The organism is Lysinibacillus sp. ZYM-1 (assembly GCF_001308875.1).
Lineage (GTDB): Bacteria > Bacillota > Bacilli > Bacillales_A > Planococcaceae > Lysinibacillus.
The window spans coordinates 54,084-72,716 of the sequence record NZ_KQ465108.1 but is presented as its reverse complement, the minus strand read 5'-3'; the positions used below and the strand labels follow the sequence as shown (position 1 = coordinate 72,716).

Sequence of the window (18,633 nt, the reverse complement as noted above, 5' to 3'; positions counted from 1 at the left end):
AACACTTGGTGAAGAAGGTAACAATGGGACTTAAAGAAAATGACTTCTGGCTGCTGTTTATTTGGATTCAATATTGCCAGTGTTTACTGCTCCTTTAGGTTCCACCAACATAATATGGCATTCTGTTTCAGTGAATGGCTTTTGCTCAGCCCCTCCTGGAACAATAAACATCTCACCTTTTGAAATTTTTACCTGACCATCGCGAAAAGCGATGAACATCTCTCCTTCAAGCACAATAAATACCTTATCGGCGCCTTGATGGTCATGCCATATAAAGTCCCCAGCCATCTTAACCAATTTGAACTGAAAATCGTTTATTTCACCAACGACTTTCGGAGTCCAAAGTTCACTTATTTTAGATAGTTGCTCATTTAGATTAATAACTTGATAATCCATATTCATCTCTCCTTATTTTTGTCATTTTTATTCGATAGGAATTCTTCTCTATTTTTTATTACTATTGCAGGGCATTTGTTATATTTTGCAAAGCGTATTCGATAGCTAATGGACCACCAGTAATAGCAGACGTATCCATCAAATGAATATTACCTTTCTTTACGGCATTCATATTATTCCAGACATTGCTTTGATTTAATTCACTCATTAATGTTTCCTCTTTTGTAATGTCACCTATAAGGAAAATATGGTCTGCTTGAACGGTAGAAATTCCTTCAAATGCAGTAAATTGATTATTGTTACCATTGAATGAATTATCCGGTGTAAGATCCAGTCCCTTTTCTTTATCAAATGCAAGTGTATAAACAGGATTATCTTTACCTAAAACATTAAACGTTTTTCCATCCCAAGATAATATAAGTGCTACTGACTCTCCCTGCATTGACTTTAATGCTTCACGTCCAGTTGTGATGTCTTTCATCATTTTATCAATGACTTTTTCCGCTTCGTCCTCTTTCCCAATGATCTCAGCTACTGTACGGATTCCGTATTGCCAATTTTCATAGATGTCCTTGAATTTTAATGTAATGACTGGGGCAACTTTTTCTAGTGAATCATACAATTTTTCATGGTGTTCTGTTGCTAAAATATAATCAGGACCAATCGATAGAATTTTTTCAATACTAGGGGACACTTTATCTCCCAATTCTTCGGTTGAATCAAGCTTTCCTTTTAAATAAGATAAAGAAGAAAGATACTCTTTTTCAGTAGTAGCAGCAGGCGGCTCACCTAATGCAACTAATATTTCAGGAAAAAAATACCATAAAGAGGCCAACTTTTCTGGCTTTTTCTCAATCACAATTTCTTTACCTAAGGCATCCTTAATTGTTCTTGGCCAATCAGGAACTACTGATGTCGGTGTTCCTACTGTAGTTAATGCTTCCTTTTCAACAGGTGTTGCATTACAACCTCCTAGTATGCCTGCCACTACTAGTATTGAGAATAACAGGCCTTTAAACTTTTGCATCTGTAATTCCTCCAACATATTATCTTTGGTCTACCATTAGTATAGTAAAGTAATTTTTGGATTTGAATGGATGTTTGTTGAAATTAGCATGGATTATTGATGAACTTCTCTCGATATTCAGTAGGTGAAATACCCAATTGTTTCTTGAACACTCTACTAAAATAAAAAGGGTCATCAATTCCAACAGTTTGCGCAATTTGTTGTACAGATGCATCACTTGTAAAGAGCATTTCTTGCGCTATGTTTATACGATAGTTTAATAAATATTCCGCTGGTCCCATCCCTGCATATTTTCTAAACACATAAGAAAGTCGATTTCTATTTACGTTATTTTGCTCGGCAAGCGAGGCGATTGAAAGGCTTTGGTAATAGTATTCATGAATATAAGTAGATACCCGTTCGAATAATGTGTGTGATTCACAACTATGTTGTCTATTAACAACACATAATAAGGCTTCATTGAGTACATCACGAAATAGCATTTCGGTCTGAAACATTGGAATCCCTCCACGCTGATTATACACATGCCAAAGTCGCATAATTAATTCGATAAGACGAGGAGATTGTCCTGTCGATAATTCAAAATGTTGATGAGAAAGGCTTGTCTCTTCTAGTTCTGTGTTACATATCCGATATAACACAAGAATATACTCCCAATTTGTATTATCATAATTTTTTTGATCTAGTTTCATTTTTGCACCCCCATGCACAACTTTTCCTGGCGAAAAGATATAAGGTGTGCCATTGAATTGAAATTGTATCTTTCCCGTCAGTGGAAAAACAAAACCGGGAAACGAATCTGTATAGTCAGCATAAGGCACACCTGAATTTCTAGTATATCGATATACGCCTTCAACTTGAAAAGGTGTGTGTGCTAAATGCTCTGCTAGCTGATTAACATCAATTTTCAAATTGCATACCTCATTTCCATAATAATTTACTAGTAACCCCTTAGTTTATAGTTATACATCCTGTGCTTTTGATCACAAACTATATTTCAGCTAGGAGACATTTGCATCGAGAAATTTTTAAAGGTCCGTCTTCTCTCTACTCAATTCCCCATTGGTATTGATCCACTTCTGCGTAATCTTGATGATCTCGCCTTTCACATTATCGATAATGATTATCATTGTCAATAAAAAATAAAACCACCAGACTAGCTGATAGTTTAATCTGTGTGTCTTGGAATAAAGTTTGATAAAAAGGAAAATAGAAAAGCGTATTTTGAATTAATCAAAACACGCTTCTTCTATACTAAATTGACTCTTAAGTTGGGACGCATGTGGATATTCGTGTGTTAAAAAATAGGTACTCTTCCAAGTCCTTTAATTGTAACCACTACATTAAATTTACTGTAAAATAATCGTTTCTGTTCGATCTTCATTGACAGTATAAAGGAAGAAGTTTAATGTTATCTCTTTATTTTTTATATTTTTAAATGTTTCTACTTGTTTGTTTATATTTAACAATCCATCATTAGAACGATCTTCAGCAAAGATTCTTTCGCCATTCTGATAAATAACACTTTGTGTGATACCACCAAATTGTTTGTTCTTACTTTCTGATTCAACAATTAAATCACTACCATTAGCATAATACGTAATATCAATTGGATACCCATTTAATTCAGTTTGTATTGTTTTTGGTACATCAGAAATATTTTTAAGTTCTACTTTATCTTGCTTTTCAGCTTCATAAGAGACGCTCGCATCTTTTAAAGTAAGAGCAATTTCTTTATTGGTAATATCCTTTATCAGCTCCTGTGTTTCAAAGGAAAGAAAATCATTCCAATAATTTCCGAATAATTCTTGTTCACCAATTTGTAATTTAATCTGACGATAATTATAGACATAAGACCATTTAGAATTGGTCTTTATATTTTTTTCATCAAAATAAAGCTTCACCCTACTCGGTGTAATCACAAGCTCTTTAAATTGAAGTTGCCGAGAGCCTAGCTCAACTTTTTTGTCCACGTCCAAAACAAAGGTAGATTGTTTAGCAAGATCATGATTATATTGAAAATCTAGGTTCCATGTTTCTGGTTTATAACTTACCGTATCATTATAATTTAAAAATACACCCAATTTTTCTACTGCTTCTTTTGGTATATCTAGAGAATCACTTTTTTTAATGACATTTGGTTGTGGACGTTTACTAGTAACGCCAGAATAAGCAATGGATTCATTTTCTATGATATAGGATAAATAGGCGTGTTCTATGTTATTGGGTTCTTCCAGTTCGATAAGATAATCCAATGTATATTGTCCGTTTTGATAATCCTTTGAAATGAAATCTATTTGTGATATTCCATCTTGTTGAATGTTAATCTTTGCAGGATATGTGTTTGATTGAGCAAAATCTTTTAACGCTATACTTTTCAGCTGTATCTCCTTTACACCACCAAGTTGAAGTGTAACATTGCTGTTATGTGGGATTTCCTCATCTGTATGTAGGACCCCTACTAATTTATCTGATTCAAGATTATATTCTGCACTTGCTTCCATCTGTATTTCTTTTCCTTCACCTATTTTGAGTAATGCCTGCTCGAAGCCTGCATAATCTATTGGATAATCGCGATCTATATCTAAGCTAAAGTTAATAGTAGTACCATTTTGATCTGAAATTACATTATGGATAGTTAATACTCCAGCTTCGTTTGCTGCAGTTTTATTAATTTCTTGTCCAAATCCATTTTCTAAGGAAGTAATAATACCAGTTCTATTCATATTTCGCATCCAGTCCAAGATTTCTGTTGTATATTTAGCAAATACAGGCGTGGATGATAAAACAACGGTAAATAAAATGGCAGTTAGTATGACTTTAGGTTTATAGCTATGTTTAGGTTTATAATTGTGATTTTGTTGCTTACGGGAGATTTTAGTCCACATTTCATTCTCATTAGGATAATCTATTTGATCATACTTCACTTGTTCTTTTATGAAATCGTCCATATTACTCACGATGATCCCTCCATTCAAATAATAAATTTTTATCTACTTCTATAAACTTTTGCATTAACTTTTTACCTTTAAAAAGCCTCGATTTAACCGTGCCCTCAGGGATTTTTAGAATTTGAGCAATTTCTCTATCTTTACAATCATGCACATATTTCAGTACCATAACCTTTCGTATACGAACAGGCAGTTTATTCAATAAATCCACTAGCTCACTTTTATTTTCATTAAGTTGTATAGTTCGCTCAATATTTTGAGTATTGTCAAATCGTTTAGATGATAGAAAATTAAAGTTTTCTTTTAAAAGTATTCTATTCTTTTTCTTTAAATAATTTCGAGACATATTCATGGCAATACTAAGTAACCAAGATTTTTGATTTTGTATGGCTCGAAAATCCTCACTCAACGCTTTTGCAAATACATCCTGACAAAGATCCTCCGCATCATATTTGTTTTGAAGCATGTAATAGCAAGCCCTGAAAACGTCTTTATAATATGTTTGAAACAATACTCTTTCATCGCTAAATTGTTCCACAAGCCCACCTCCTTTTCCGTTTTCTACACAAGTAACAATTTAGTATCAAAAATAGTTCATTTTATATGAAAAATTTTTTACAGGGTTTAGTAAAATAATGTTCTAGAAATATCATGCAAACCCCCAAGAAATACATAAAAAATCAACATGCCTTGGCTCATAACAATTATAATAATTTTTGTTTTTGGCGGGCTTTCTTTTACGAAAACAGTTATATCCACCATTGTTTCATGTAGTTTGAAACAAAAGGAAGCTGGTGCTGGAATGAGTTTGCTTAATTTCACAAGCTTTTTATCCGAAGGAATAGGTATAGCAATTGTAGGTGGATTATTGTCGATACAATTGCTAAATCGAAAATTACTACCTATAAATGCTGATTCGTCCACTCATTTGTATAGTAATTTGCTATTACTTTTTGCAGGTATCACAATTATTAGCTGGTTGGTTACGATGAAAATGTATAAACGCTCATATATAAAAGAGTAAAAGAATTCATTTGTAAATTCCATTATTGTTACATTGTAGTAATGGTATCTTGCATCCAAAAATAAGTATAACCCCATCCTAAATTTAGATGGGGTCATACTTATTTGAACTTTTAAAATTAAAAACGTTATTTTCATCACTTTACATTATTCAACTAACACCCGATTGTTTAAATACATTTTTTCACAATCTTATAAGGCAACTGTACCTTAATTGTATCCTTTTTGAATTTCTCCGTTAGTATTTCTCAATTTTTATTGTTATATTTTCTTCGCTAAATGTTACGTTTTCTGTTTCAGAAACTTTCTTTATAGAATCTTCAACTAGTTGTTGAATCATCGTATCATCAACTTTTACATCCTTCGGGAAACTTACTGAAATAGTCATTTCTTTAAAAGGATTACCATCTACCATTATTGCTATTGACTCACTATCAAGTTCCGACTGTTCTGTAATAGATACTATTATTTCATTTTTTAATTCTGATAATAACTTTAATTCATCATTTTCCTCATTTGTCGGAGCAATTACTGCTTCCTGCTCGCTTTCTATTAATTGTCCTCCTTTCTCCTCTCCATTACACCCAACTAACAAAATTGAAGTAAATACAATTCCTGAAATTATAGTTTTTTTCAACACTTCTACTTCCCCTTTCATAATAAACTACAGATTCTGTAACAATTCTCCATATATAAATTTAACGGTATATATTGGTAAAAATTCCAATTTAAAGAATAATTTTGTGTAACTGCTCCATTAATTTAAGCAAAATTTATCTCAAGTGTAACTACTAGGATCAAAAAAAATCACCTCAAAGAATAACTAAGAGATGATTTTTATTATGTTTTCAATCTTTAATGTTAAATAGACAGAAAAAAACTCAGCATATTTGGTGTGTACCTTTTATGAGGCAAAATCACTAATTACATCGTTTTCTTCTTAAAAATAGACGGTAGTACATCTAACAACCGCTCACGTGTGATAGGATCACAATGATTCCATGTAAAATCTACAAAATGAGTCTTACTGGGAGTTAACTTGGCTAAAGTGGCGATCTGTGGACAGTGAGTAATAGTTTGTAATTCTTGGGGAGAAGCCATGATAAAATTACGCTCTCCAGCATAGTGATTTACTTGGTGTTGCTGAATTTCTATCCATGCTTGCCCTTGCTCAATTAGCTGCATTACTTTGGGCGTGGGGCGAAAACCAAGAGATTCATACAAGCTGGCAGCCAACCCGGTCTGACACATAACATAAAATTTTGCACCTAACTTGAGATAAACAGTAGCCATCTCCCCAGCAACATAAGCATCGGCTAATTGCCTACGTACCAATCTTACTTTGTTCTCATATGTAGTAATCCACTTCTCCGCCTCTTTACTACGTTCAACTAGTTTAGCGATATAGCGTAACCGTTCAAATAGTCTAAACTTCTTGTCTAGTACAACAGTTGGAGCAAGTGCATCCAGTTCCTGCAAATCTTGTGGATAATAGCTAAGCAATATGAATTCCGGTTGCAGCGGTGCTATTTTATCTGGATCTGCCCAATACCCGATGCTATGAATATTTCGCAGCCTATTATGATAAACCACATTATCTCCCATGATAGAAATGGCCGCTCCTATAGGGGATATGCCTAGAACGAGTAATTCCCCAAGTGTAAATTTACCATCAGTCACAATACGTGTTGCACCTGTAGGAACATGAATCTTTCTGCCCAGTGAATCGATAACGGTTCTTTGCTGCGTATGTAGATGAATGTTTGCATATTCACGTGGGGTATTTCCAGTTAATTTATGAAAGCACCGACTGAAATAGTATTCATCCTTAAACCCAATTTGTCTAGCTATTTTGCTCAATGACTCGGTGGAATTACACAAAAGCTCCTTTGCATGTTCTATACGTAACTGGACCAAATAATCAGTTGGCTTTTTGCCGGTCAATGTCTTAAACTTTTGACTATATTGCCACCTGACCATTCCAGCCATGTTAGCCAGTTGTTCTACTGACAAGTCCTCATCATAATGCTGTTCTATGTACTGTACAGTTTGTTGAACCAATTTTATCTTGTCTTTGTTCTGCAACTGGGCAGCTTGCTCATCTAACTGAGCCATTAACCCTAGTATCAGCTGAAGTCTACCTTGCATCATCGCCATTTCTGATGTGGATAGTGAGGAGCAAAATTGATTATTTATCCATGCTTCATTTCCTAATATCTGTTTGACTTGAGAAAATAACAGATGATAGGGATAACCACAAAGCAAGGATGGATGATCAACCCGGTTCAAAGTCATTCCTTCCACTTCAAAGGTTTCAAAAGTAAAGCGCGCAAGCTGTGTCTCTTTGTTACTTGATTCTACAGTGTAGCTTTGTACAGGTAAAACTAGAATGCAGCTTCCTTGTCGTAGATCGATAGCCATTTTGTCTACATACAGCCGTATGCCATGACTGAGTGCTATCAATAATGTGCATAAATTTGTTTCATTATCATTTATTCCCTCATTGAGGCTACTAGCTGGCATTATCTGATCAACTTGAAATCGATCATAATGTTGTAGCCTAATATATAGGGGTGCTAGATTCATAAGCAACTCTCCAACTATTGAAAATGATTCTCATTATCGTTATTGTAACATATAATGACCCTCTATCAACTATTGCTCGAGTATGTGCTATTTTAGAATACAAACGGTTTAAAAAATCGATTGGGCAAATACAATTTTTACTGTTTGTGCATCCATTCTGGTAACTGTTTATACAATTGCTCCAAAGCTAATAAATTATCTGTATTCCATCCATTAGGAACAACATAAACATTTCCCTTTTTGACTGCAGGCAAAGTTCCCCATATCGGGCTTTGTAGCAGCCGGTCAGCTTCTGATTCACTTTCATCATCCTCTTGTACAATTACAAACAAATGATCACCAGCAAACTCTGAAAGCACCTCTTCTGAAACCGTAACGAAAGACACACCTTCTACATCAATAATATTCTTCTGCACTGCTGGAGGGACAGCAAAGCCATTCTCACCATAAATAATAGCACCAAGGCTACGATCGCCCATAACATAAAGCGTTTTACCTAACTGGTAGAAAACTGTTGCAGTCTCCCCTTCTGCTAATTGAAACTTTTCAAACATTTCTTTAAAGTGTGTTTCAAACTTAGCAATCAATTGAGCTACTTCCTCCTGTTTACCCAAGATATTCCCCATCTCCTTTACACGTTCTGTATAAGGAAGAGCTGGATTGAAGGGAATCGTAGTAGCGATTTTTGACAATTCTTCGTTAAGATTTGGATCCGCCTTGTAATAACCATTAATAATCAGATCAGGTTTTAAAGTCAAAATCGTCTCTAAGTTAGCAGGATTTCCAATATCAACGATTCCTTCAAGTTTATCTCCATAGTAACTAGCAGGATCTTCAGGAAGATTATTACCAACAACGGGAATATCCATTGCCAAGAAATCACCAGTCGTCTGACCAATATAAACCACTCGTTTTGGATCTGCAGGTATTTCAACTTGTTCCCCTGTAATCGTTGTATATTGAACTGTTGTCTCACTTTCCTCTGCTTGCACATCAGATTGAGCTGTTTTCTCGTTTTCCTTTTCCTGCACATCAGATGTGTTGCTATTAGAATTGCATGCCGATAATATCAACAGCAACAGAAGGAAACTCCCTCCCCATAGTATAAATTGCTTTCGTAGAAGCTTTTTCACATGTATTACCCCTTTCCTTTTTACCTTTAATTGAAAATGATTATCATTTACAGAGTTATTATAGTTTGTATGAAAGGGTGAAACAATGAAAAAAACGCAACAATTTTTTTGGATAAATGTCAATAATTATCCCAAGACAAAAAATCTGTTCACTTATTTCTTTGAAAAGTAAACAGATGGATATGGCAATTATATTTTCTCTTTAAATTATTTTTAAAGGCGTTTCCCAAAAACGATTGATTATTCTAAACCACTTTATTCCACTAAAGCCATTACTTTTAGTTGTGTTCATTCTCAAATAGTTAGTTCAACTTATATCTCTTTCAAAATTAAGGAGCATCATTCTTCATGTGAATGATACTCCTCTAAAAACTGCAATTAGTTATTACTTAAACTCAATTTCCTCTGCCGAAGCCCCTTTAGTATACGCTATATTCGCTCCAGCAGGTAAATTACGAATTTCTTTTACATTTTTTCCTTCGATAATAATTTCACCAATTTTCGTACCTTTAAAATCAATAATCGCATTTCCTTTTTTTGGACTGATTGTTACCGTTTTGTCTGCAAATCCAACACCGTGGAATTCCGCATATTCACTAAATACTGCAATTCCATTTTTAATATTTGTATTTTCCCCTAATGTTAGCGAGACACTTGGGCGATTCACTATTAATTTACCTGTTTTGTAGTTATTAAAGCTATATACATTTTCAGGTTTTATAGGTGTTGGTATTTCTTCTTTACCTGCCTTCAAATCAATTTGAACTAATACTGGATCATGATCCGATGCACGGCCTTGTGCTTCTGTAAAGTTCGCATTAATATGAATCAAGTCAATATCCGTAACGTCAGCAAGATTATTTGAAACTAAAATATGATCCAGCACTTGATTGTTACCTTGGAAGAAGTACGTAAAACGGTCTTGTTCTGGAGCTTTATCCACCATATTCGTTAAAACATCACCTTTTAACGTTCCAAGTGCTGGTGTGAATTCAAAGTCATTCATGTCCCCTGCTACAATGATATTTAAATCCGGATTTTTGGCAAGTCCTTCATCAATAAAATCATTGATGGCTTGAGCAAGCTGAATACGTTTCGTTACTGATTCTAACACTGGTGGCTGAGTTGGCCCCCAAAGTGAACCATCCCCACCTTTAGAATTTAAGTGAGCTCCGATAATGACTACACGCTCTTCCTGGAATTCAAATTCCGCTGCAATCGGTTTACGTGTATCTACAAATTTTGATGGATCAACAAAGCCAGGATTTAAAGCAAGGCTTCCATCTGTTGTCCAACCATTCGCTTGGTCACCCATCCCTTTTATACCTGTCACTAATGAAACACGCATCGGGTTATATAAGTAGCCTACACGAATATTGCCACCAGGTGCACCACCTACTGTATTGTTAATTGGCATGACGTCAATCCAATCATAAGCAGGTCCACCTGCAGCTTTAATCGCATTTATTAATCGCATGTAACTTTCCGATGCATCAGCATTTCCTGAATCAGTTTGCCCATCATTATCTTGTACTTCGACAAGTGTAATAATATCTGGCGACTTCATATTATTCACAAATGTCGCTGCAATTCTGGCTACTTTTTCGTTTGATGTATTGGCAGGATTATTCGAAAAGTTTTCGATATTATAAGAAGCGACATTTAACTTGTCCGCTACTGGTTCAAGATGCGTCACTTCTTGTTGATGATTCGCCTTTGTCACTTCCGGAAAGACTTTATTTGTGTTCAGTCGATAGCCATCTGTAAAATTTTCTACAAATCCGATAAGTGCTTCATTAAAACGATCACCCGAATCGTAATTTTTCCCTTCTACCCCTTCAAGCATAATTTTTTCGGGGTTATAATCATCGGCAGCAATATTTAATCCGCCATTGACATTAAATGTATTATTTGTTGTGCTCGGTACAACAATTGGAGAATCATTATTATAAATCGGTCCAATCACTCTCGCATCTGGGAATGATACCCGCATATACTCGATTGATTCCCAAAAATCGATGCCATCTTCTTGTGGGTCAAAAATTGCCAAGCCATCATTATCGATAATTTTATTTGGTGGGAATAGATCCTCCCCTATCACAAGAGCTTTTGGAATTACTGCAGTACCGGTTTTTGTAATATTTGTTGCCGTAATTTGTGTATCTGTCAATCGAGAGTTTCCACCCGCTTCTACTACATTTCCTGATACTTTAATAACTTCCCCTACTGCTACTTTATGTCCTGACTTATTTACCTTGATAGCAGTTGATTTTACGCTATCGAACGCCGACTCGTTTTCTTGCATAATAAAGTTACTTGAATTAATAACGAATGTTACAATTCCCTCCACATCATTTACCGTTAAATCGACATATGGTGATTTATGGCTTGCCCCTTGAATATCGCTAATCTTGGCATTTTTAGTATCAATAATTTCATAAACAAATGTAGCAATCGCACTGTTCGTTAAACCTTCTTTGACCGCAATCGCTTTAATCATCATCGGTTTATTAACAAGAATTTCCCCTGAATACTTTGTACTGGCTGTTGTTGGTGTTGAGCCATCCACTGTGTAATAAATCGTTGCACCTTCTGTCATTGTAGAAAGTGAGACTTTCGTGCCAGCTGTTACCCCACCAACGTGAGAAGCTTTGATATCCTGAACCTTTGTTACATCATCAATAATGCGAATCGGGAGCAGTTGATGGTTTGTATATTGACCAACAATTCCTGTAATTTCCCCATACGTTTTTCCACTCACTAAACCAGAGTCTCGTGTTTTATCGTAAATAGCAAATGTGCCTACTTCATCAGTTCCGGTAAAGTTTTGACCCGAACCAGTAATGGCAACATTTTTAATCGTTACTAATTTCGATTCATTGTCTTCTGCAACATCAATACTTTTTATAATGTGTGGCTCTGGTATTGTCGAAGGAACAGGCAAGCCAACAAGCGAAATATTCATTAATTGCTTTAGTCCGCTATATTCAGCTACTTGACCTTGCACCGTCACGCGATCACCGACATTTGCAGTAAGACTATCTACAGGATAAATTGCTATCGCCGCACCATCTTTATCTTGAATGTGCGCTGTAGCAGTTTCTAATTTTGCTGTTACAATACCTGTTACGATTACATTTTGTCCGATTTCTTTATTACGAGCTTCCGTAATTGAAATAGCGGTTGGCTCATTTTTAACTGCATAATGAAAGGATGCCATTTCACTATCATCTAAGCCCGTTGCAATAGCAAATGCTTTGATCGTCAGTGCTTCATTTACAACAATGCCCGCTGCTGCATCATAAACCTCACTAGCTGTTGACGGTTCAGAACCATCTATCGTGTAATAGATTGTTGCATTTGGTGTATTGGTAGACAATGTTACTTTTGTTCCTGCATAAACTTCGCCTGTTGCTGGAGAAGCTTTAATAGTCTCTACTTGTATTGGCTCATAGTTTGATACTAATCGGAAGCTTTCCGCGCTTAACGTCTTTAATTGATATATCCCATTAAAAATTGAAGCAATCCCTGTCACGGTGATCACATCATTGTTATTGAAGCCATTTGCTTCAAATTGAGAGAACTGATAGCCTGTACGGTTATCATGGCGAATTAATAGCTCGTTTTTTGCTGCATCAACTGCTTTAAATTCAAATGTTCCATACGTACCAGATGGCGCTAAATCTTTAATCTTCACATTTTCAAGTGTAATTAATTCACCTTGTATACTGTCATCAATCGGTAGATTCACTGTTTGCGGTGCAGGGGCTGTCCCTGAAGAAATCCGTTCAATTGTCGGTGAGTTAAATTGAACTTCTCCATTAAATAAACTCGTTTTCCCTGTGATTTTGACAATATCTCCAACAGTTAAGCTCCCTGCTTCTGCAGAACTAGAGAAAACATATACCCCTGCTGACTCATCTTGTACGTAGAAGGCCTTGCCTCCCCAGTTACCTGGTGTTGTCGTAACAGTTCCTTGAATTTGAACTGTGAGGTCCGTTCCAACCGCTGCACGAGCTTCAGCAATTGTTACTTCAGCCAATAAAGGATTTGGATCAAATTGATTAACCGCTTCCCCCACTCCAATAGCTTCTGTCGTTTCCGCCTTTACAACTGTTAAGTAAGGCATAATCATAGAAATTACAAGTAAAAATGATAACGCTATTTTGGAAACGAAATTAAATTCATTTTTCTTCATTCGTTTAGCTCCTTATAATTTTTTATCTAAAAAATAATCCTTTTTCCTATTTAAGGGATTTACATGAAGTTATTATTCTATTATTGTGTTCCCTTCAACGGTTAACCCATCTAAACTGATGTTTACTTTTGGTGCATAAATGATAAGATCCCCTGAAATAGTACCAGTACTACCAGATGGCATTAAAGAGTACTTCCCTGATGCTGTTGGTACTGTTATCGTTACATTCCCCTTCAAGGTATGACCATTCAAATCAATCATTACTAAATCTGTTAGCGCTACATCTGCAGTTATTTGAGCTGTTAACTTAATCAAGTCTCCTGCTTTAGCTTTTTTTAATGCTTGTGTTAATTCCTCGGCATTCTTTACATTAAATTCATTCACTTTTTCTGGTGGAATAACCGGATCGGGTGCCACATTTCCTCCACCTGTGTTTGGCACGCCAGTACTTGGCGAAGAACCGCCAATAATGGCTTTTATTTGGGAAGCAACCGAGGCATAGTTGACAATAATTTTTGATACCGTTGAGCCTGCTGGAATCGACAATTCATTTATTAGTAATCCTGTACCGATTGTAATCCGAGTATCAGGGTTTAGAACCGTTAAATAATTCACTACACCAACTGCATTCAACGCTAATTCCACTGCTGTTGGAAGCAATAGTCGTTCAAACTTTACATTCCCAGTCATTTTCAGTTTTGTAGATTCTATTGTTACCTTCGTTGCTGCACCATCAATATTTATAGCAGATACGGCAGCCGTTATGATAACTTCTGGAATAACGGTGTCCGACACAATCGAAATATTATTACGCTTGACATGTACTTTTCCAGTACGCGAATTTTTGATTTTCAATACAGGTTTACTTTGACTGTCGATTGCATCAGCTATAATTAAATCGCCAGTAATTGCAGTACCATCAAATTCCATTTTTGTCTTAACATTTGAGGTAATGATCGCATTTCCTGTAACTGATACATTTTTAACTATCACACCATCTGCGTTAATCGTGATCGAATCGAGCGTTGCATTTGTATTGAATACAACGCCCATCTCTGCTGAGCCTGCCTTATTTAAAACAACATTATTTACTTTTGTTACAACACCGTTTTTAATTGTTGCTGTAATTTTAGCCCCCGTTAGTGCGATTTTGTTTTCGGTAGTAAAAATTGCCTTTACTGAATCGTCAAATAAATAAGTCGTACCATTAATAGCAATTTCATTGGCTGTATATTCTTCAACTTCAAATGTTACACTTTGAGAAGGTTGAATAGTCGGATGTTCAACAGCTTCTGAACGAGTAATGAATGCAGCCATTTGCCCACGTGTTACATTTGAAGAACCATCAAATAATGTAGCTGTCTTACCAGTCGTTACGTTGTTTTCATATAAAGCAGCAATCGCTTCTTTGTAGTGTGCACGCACATCAGTGAATGGTAATGAATTCGCATTTGAAGCTTTTAAATTAAAGGCGTTCTCTAAAATTTTTGCTACATGGTTACGTTGAATAAAATCGTCCTGACGGAATGTTCCATCTTCATAGCCATCAATAATCCCCTCTTGCTTTAATGCAGCAATTGCTCCGAAATATAGATGAGTAGTAGGAATATCTTTAAAGTTTGGATTGCTAACATTCGATGTATCTAGTCCTAATACACCCGCAATAATTTTAGCAGCTTGACCACGTGTTAAATTTTGTTCAGGTTTAAACGTACCATTTTGGAACCCATTAATAATGCCACGATCATTTAAATTTTTAATCTCGTCATAAAATGGATGTGTTCGCTGTACATCCTTGAAACTACTCGCTTCAGATGCAATCGGTGCTACCACTACCACCGTTGAAGCCATTAACGCCATTGCTGTTATTGCTTTTAAATACTTCGATTTACTCGATTTACTCATACTTAGACTAATGCCTCCCCATTCCTATTTAATAAGGATAATTTTGTTGAAATTCACCTTACCAAAATATTGGTTAACATAGTAATTTTAACAGAAAAATAATAAATACATTCTATTTTAATATTAATATTCTAAATTTTATGTAAAATAGTACATATTAAACTTTTACAATGTATATGAGAATAGTAATAATAGGTCCTTTATCCTCTAGCATCGCATTATAACAATTAGACTTTTATGATAATTCAAATTTTATGCAATCATATTTTCGCATGAACAAAAGCGCAATTGTACCCGACCAGTTCTAACAGATATTGGAAAGTCTGATACAAAACTTAACAGTAAAAAAGCTAATGAGTATCATCTACTCATCAGCTTTTTTAAAAACCAAATTTAATCAAGCTTATTAATCTACCCAAATAAACTCTAAAAAATGTAGAAGCAACTTCCCTCATACTTTGCCATTTATATCTTCTACTTTTATTTTTATTTTTTGTCTTTCTAATTCAATTCTTTCGAATTCCACTTCTAGTTCCCTATGCTTAATCAAATACTCTTTTTTTATTTGATAAACTTTAATGAAGCTTAAAATCACAATAATAAAAGCAAATATCAACATATAAAATTGTATATCCGAAAAATACAAGCAACCCACCTCACATTCATTCCACATACATAATACATTAAATTAGATATTATGTATAATAAAGGAATTTATACATTCAAACATTTCATGGATAAAACAACTAGCATAAACAATGACGCACCCCTTGAAGTAATTCAAAATTTGATGGACATGAAAAAGTGAAACAACTCTGCTTTATGCACAAATAAGTGGAAAGCTTAGGAAGGAATTTTATCAGTAGTACTTTTAGTTTATTTAAAACAGAGAAACATCATAAATGTTACTCTGTTCAATTAAGTCAATACCACTTTTATTCATACTTTTACTTTGTCACCTCCCATTAAGCCTTCCTTTTTACCATAACCTAGGTAAATAAGTTTTCATTATAGAGAATATCTGCAACTTAAAACAAAGAATGCAATGGCTGTTGGGATAACCCCCTGCAATCGAAGGATATAAATCCATCTATAACAAAATTTGACAACTATTAAAGAAAGATATATTATTCGAATAAGACAACTGCCTTAAATGAAAAAGAGGTGAGTAACTATGAAAAAATTGCCTGAGACAGAATTTGAGATTATGAAGATAGTATGGGAGAGTAATCCTCCAATTACTACAGGTGTAATAATGAGCGAAATAGGAAATGACAAAGGTTGGAAAATCCAAACCGTAGTATCCCTTATGCAAAGATTAACTGAACGTGGATTTCTTCGCAGTGAGAAAAAAGCTAAGGAGAGATTTTATTACCCTATAGTAGATAAAGATGCCTATCTAAGTTTTGAAACAGAACATTTTATGAAGCTCTATCATAAAAACTCCTTTATGAATTTAGTCGGTACACTTTATAAATCCGATACTATTTCTAATGAAGATTTAGCTTCATTAATTAAATGGGTGGAAGAAAAGAGGGATTAATATGCACAGTATCATGGTAGGTTTATTCTTTAAATCAGTAGTTATGTCCTTTATTGGACTACTCTTTATAGCTGTAACGCCTTTCCTTTTAAAACGATACAGTGCTAGATGGCTTTATTATGGCTGGCTCACTATCCTTGCAGGTTTTATTTTACCATTTACAATCAATATTTCGACCCCAGTTGTCAATCTATCAGAAACGGTGCAATTACCATCTAAAGAACCTGTACCAACTAACAGTAGTCAGATAACACTTGTGTCCTCATCTGTAGATACAGTGACCGCACTTTCTGTTTGGCAGATGGTGATGATTATTTGGATTTTAGGTATCGTTGTATTTTTGGCAGTTCATCTTGTAAAACATTATCGTTTTATGTACATGGTGAAAAGATGGGGGCAAACGATAACTGAACCGAAAACTCTTCATTTGCTTGAAAAAGTTAAAAGCGAGATGAATATCACTAAAGAAATCGTATTGAAAGAATGTAGCTTTATTCACTCCCCCATGTTAGTGGGATTTACTAAAAATACTATCTGGCTACCTAGTAATGCTTATCGAGAAGAAGAACTAAACCTGATATTGAAGCATGAGTTAGTTCATTTAAAACAAAAGGATTTATGGTATAAAGCTTTTGTATTGCTGATTAGTAGTATTCATTGGTTCAATCCATTGTTCTATCTATTCGCTAAAGAACTGGACAACCTTTGTGAACACGCTTGTGATGATGAGGTAGTAAAAAATACTGACATCCAGCTTAGAAAAACGTATAGTCAGACGTTACTACATGTTGAGAAATTAAAAAGAGGAGAAGGTGTTTTTTCTACAAATTTTCTAGGAAGTACACAAATTCTAAAAATAAGAATACTATCCATTATGGATATGAGTAAGAAGAAATCAGGAATCGTTGTGATGGCATTATTAATTTTACTTACAACAGGTGGAATGGCTGTCAGTTCAGCATTTGCTATCTCTAGTATACCGTTAAACTATTTAGATGAAACATTTGTGAAAGACTCTATTTTAAATGGTGCAACCAGAGGTAACTTTGCAACGGATAAATTTATTATTTACCCGAATGATATGAAGTATAGAAAAGTTGTGCCGACAGAACCTGTTATAAACAAAGAACTCTATCATGATGAGTTTCCCGAGGGGGTCATTGGTACTGAAGCAAGATACCGATACCCAATTGAAATTGTTCAAAAGCAGCATGGACAAAAATATACAACAGTAATTTATATTGAATATGATTATGAGCTACTTGCATCTGTCGAATATGATGAACTCAATTCCCTAATTGAAGCCTATTTGTTGCCTTTTAACGATTTAAAGTCGATACCCTATGAAGATTTCATCACGCCGTATTACCTAGAACGTAGATTGAAAGACTATATGCGAGATATTGATACACAGAATACGGACGCACGAGTGGAATTTGCATTTCGTTTTGGTGGCTGGGTAACGAACAATAATCACCTGCCTTTCTCAAGTCAGAATCCTATAGGTACTACACCGCGTTATATGAAGTCCTAGCAATAGAAATCGTGTTATATAGCTGAGTGATTTGGGCGGGCTTCTTCCTTATACCTTCGAATCTAGTAGTTATACAAGAAAAAATGGATGATGAGTATGTATCATTAAACGAATCTCAAGTCGTGCTGGAATTAATAAAGATATATATCCCCACCGATTAAGACATAGTTACGCTACACATCTATTAAACAATGGGACATAAAAGTGAAACAACTCTGATTTATGCACAACCAAGTGGAAAGCTTAGGAAGTGATTTTATCAGGAATACTTTTAGTTTATTCAAAACAGAGAAACATCATAAATGTTTCTCTGTTCAATCAATGCACCCCATTAATT

Annotated in this window: 13 protein-coding genes and 1 pseudogene; 4 read left to right on the top strand and 10 right to left on the bottom strand. The window is 34.9% G+C overall.

All coding sequences use genetic code 11. The features are described from left to right. Positions 1-57 precede the first annotated feature (57 nt). The 5 genes from AO843_RS03215 to AO843_RS03195 form a co-directional block, all read right to left on the bottom strand. A complete protein-coding gene (locus tag AO843_RS03215; RefSeq protein WP_054609721.1) occupies positions 58-396 on the bottom strand; it encodes a cupin domain-containing protein in 339 nt (112 codons plus the stop codon). 61 nt (positions 397-457) lie between these two features. Next, positions 458-1,423, bottom strand: coding sequence for an ABC transporter substrate-binding protein (locus tag AO843_RS03210; protein ID WP_054609720.1), 966 nt, complete (start codon positions 1,421-1,423; stop codon positions 458-460). 83 nt (positions 1,424-1,506) lie between these two features. Next, a complete protein-coding gene (locus AO843_RS03205) occupies positions 1,507-2,334 on the bottom strand; it encodes a helix-turn-helix transcriptional regulator (protein ID WP_054609719.1) in 828 nt (275 codons plus the stop codon). A gap of 438 nt (positions 2,335-2,772) precedes the next feature. Further along, positions 2,773-4,374, bottom strand: coding sequence for a DUF4179 domain-containing protein (locus AO843_RS03200; protein WP_231630060.1), 1,602 nt, complete (start codon positions 4,372-4,374; stop codon positions 2,773-2,775). Between the two features lies 1 nt (position 4,375). Next, the gene (locus tag AO843_RS03195) at positions 4,376-4,912 is read right to left on the bottom strand and encodes an RNA polymerase sigma factor (RefSeq protein ID WP_054609717.1); all 537 of its coding nucleotides are present in this window, start codon (positions 4,910-4,912) and stop codon (positions 4,376-4,378) included. 150 nt (positions 4,913-5,062) lie between these two features. Between AO843_RS03195 and AO843_RS23905 the strand changes: the two are divergent. After that, positions 5,063-5,398: pseudogene (locus AO843_RS23905) on the top strand (tetracycline resistance MFS efflux pump); the annotation flags it as partial. 237 nt (positions 5,399-5,635) lie between these two features. Here AO843_RS23905 and AO843_RS03185 read toward each other — a convergent pair. The 5 genes from AO843_RS03185 to AO843_RS03165 form a co-directional block, all read right to left on the bottom strand. Continuing rightward, positions 5,636-6,037, bottom strand: coding sequence for a topoisomerase (locus AO843_RS03185; protein ID WP_231630052.1), 402 nt, complete (start codon positions 6,035-6,037; stop codon positions 5,636-5,638). Between the two features lie 284 nt (positions 6,038-6,321). Continuing rightward, complete coding sequence (locus tag AO843_RS03180) at positions 6,322-7,983, bottom strand: AraC family transcriptional regulator (RefSeq protein WP_054609715.1); 1,662 nt, start codon at positions 7,981-7,983, stop codon at positions 6,322-6,324. Positions 7,984-8,120: 137 nt separating this feature from the next. Next, positions 8,121-9,116: an ABC transporter substrate-binding protein gene (locus AO843_RS03175; protein WP_197278859.1), complete on the bottom strand. Its 996-nt coding sequence runs from the start codon at positions 9,114-9,116 to the stop codon at positions 8,121-8,123. Positions 9,117-9,501: 385 nt separating this feature from the next. Beyond that, the gene (locus AO843_RS03170) at positions 9,502-13,314 is read right to left on the bottom strand and encodes a chitobiase/beta-hexosaminidase C-terminal domain-containing protein (protein WP_054609714.1); all 3,813 of its coding nucleotides are present in this window, start codon (positions 13,312-13,314) and stop codon (positions 9,502-9,504) included. 72 nt (positions 13,315-13,386) lie between these two features. Beyond that, entirely contained in the window at positions 13,387-15,219 is a 1,833-nt protein-coding gene (locus AO843_RS03165) for an S-layer homology domain-containing protein (protein WP_054609713.1), read from the bottom strand. 1,174 nt (positions 15,220-16,393) lie between these two features. Between AO843_RS03165 and AO843_RS03155 the strand changes: the two genes are divergently transcribed. The 3 genes from AO843_RS03155 to AO843_RS25520 all read left to right on the top strand — a co-directional run bounded on the left by AO843_RS03155 (position 16,394) and on the right by AO843_RS25520 (position 18,498). Further along, entirely contained in the window at positions 16,394-16,762 is a 369-nt protein-coding gene (locus AO843_RS03155) for a BlaI/MecI/CopY family transcriptional regulator (RefSeq protein ID WP_054609711.1), read from the top strand. Between the two features lies 1 nt (position 16,763). Beyond that, positions 16,764-18,296 (top strand): M56 family metallopeptidase, encoded by a 1,533-nt coding sequence (locus tag AO843_RS03150; protein ID WP_054609710.1) that lies wholly within the window; start codon positions 16,764-16,766, stop codon positions 18,294-18,296. A gap of 100 nt (positions 18,297-18,396) precedes the next feature. Then, the gene (locus AO843_RS25520; protein WP_369814403.1) at positions 18,397-18,498 is read left to right on the top strand and encodes a tyrosine-type recombinase/integrase; all 102 of its coding nucleotides are present in this window, start codon (positions 18,397-18,399) and stop codon (positions 18,496-18,498) included. The last annotated feature ends 135 nt before the right edge of the window (positions 18,499-18,633 follow it).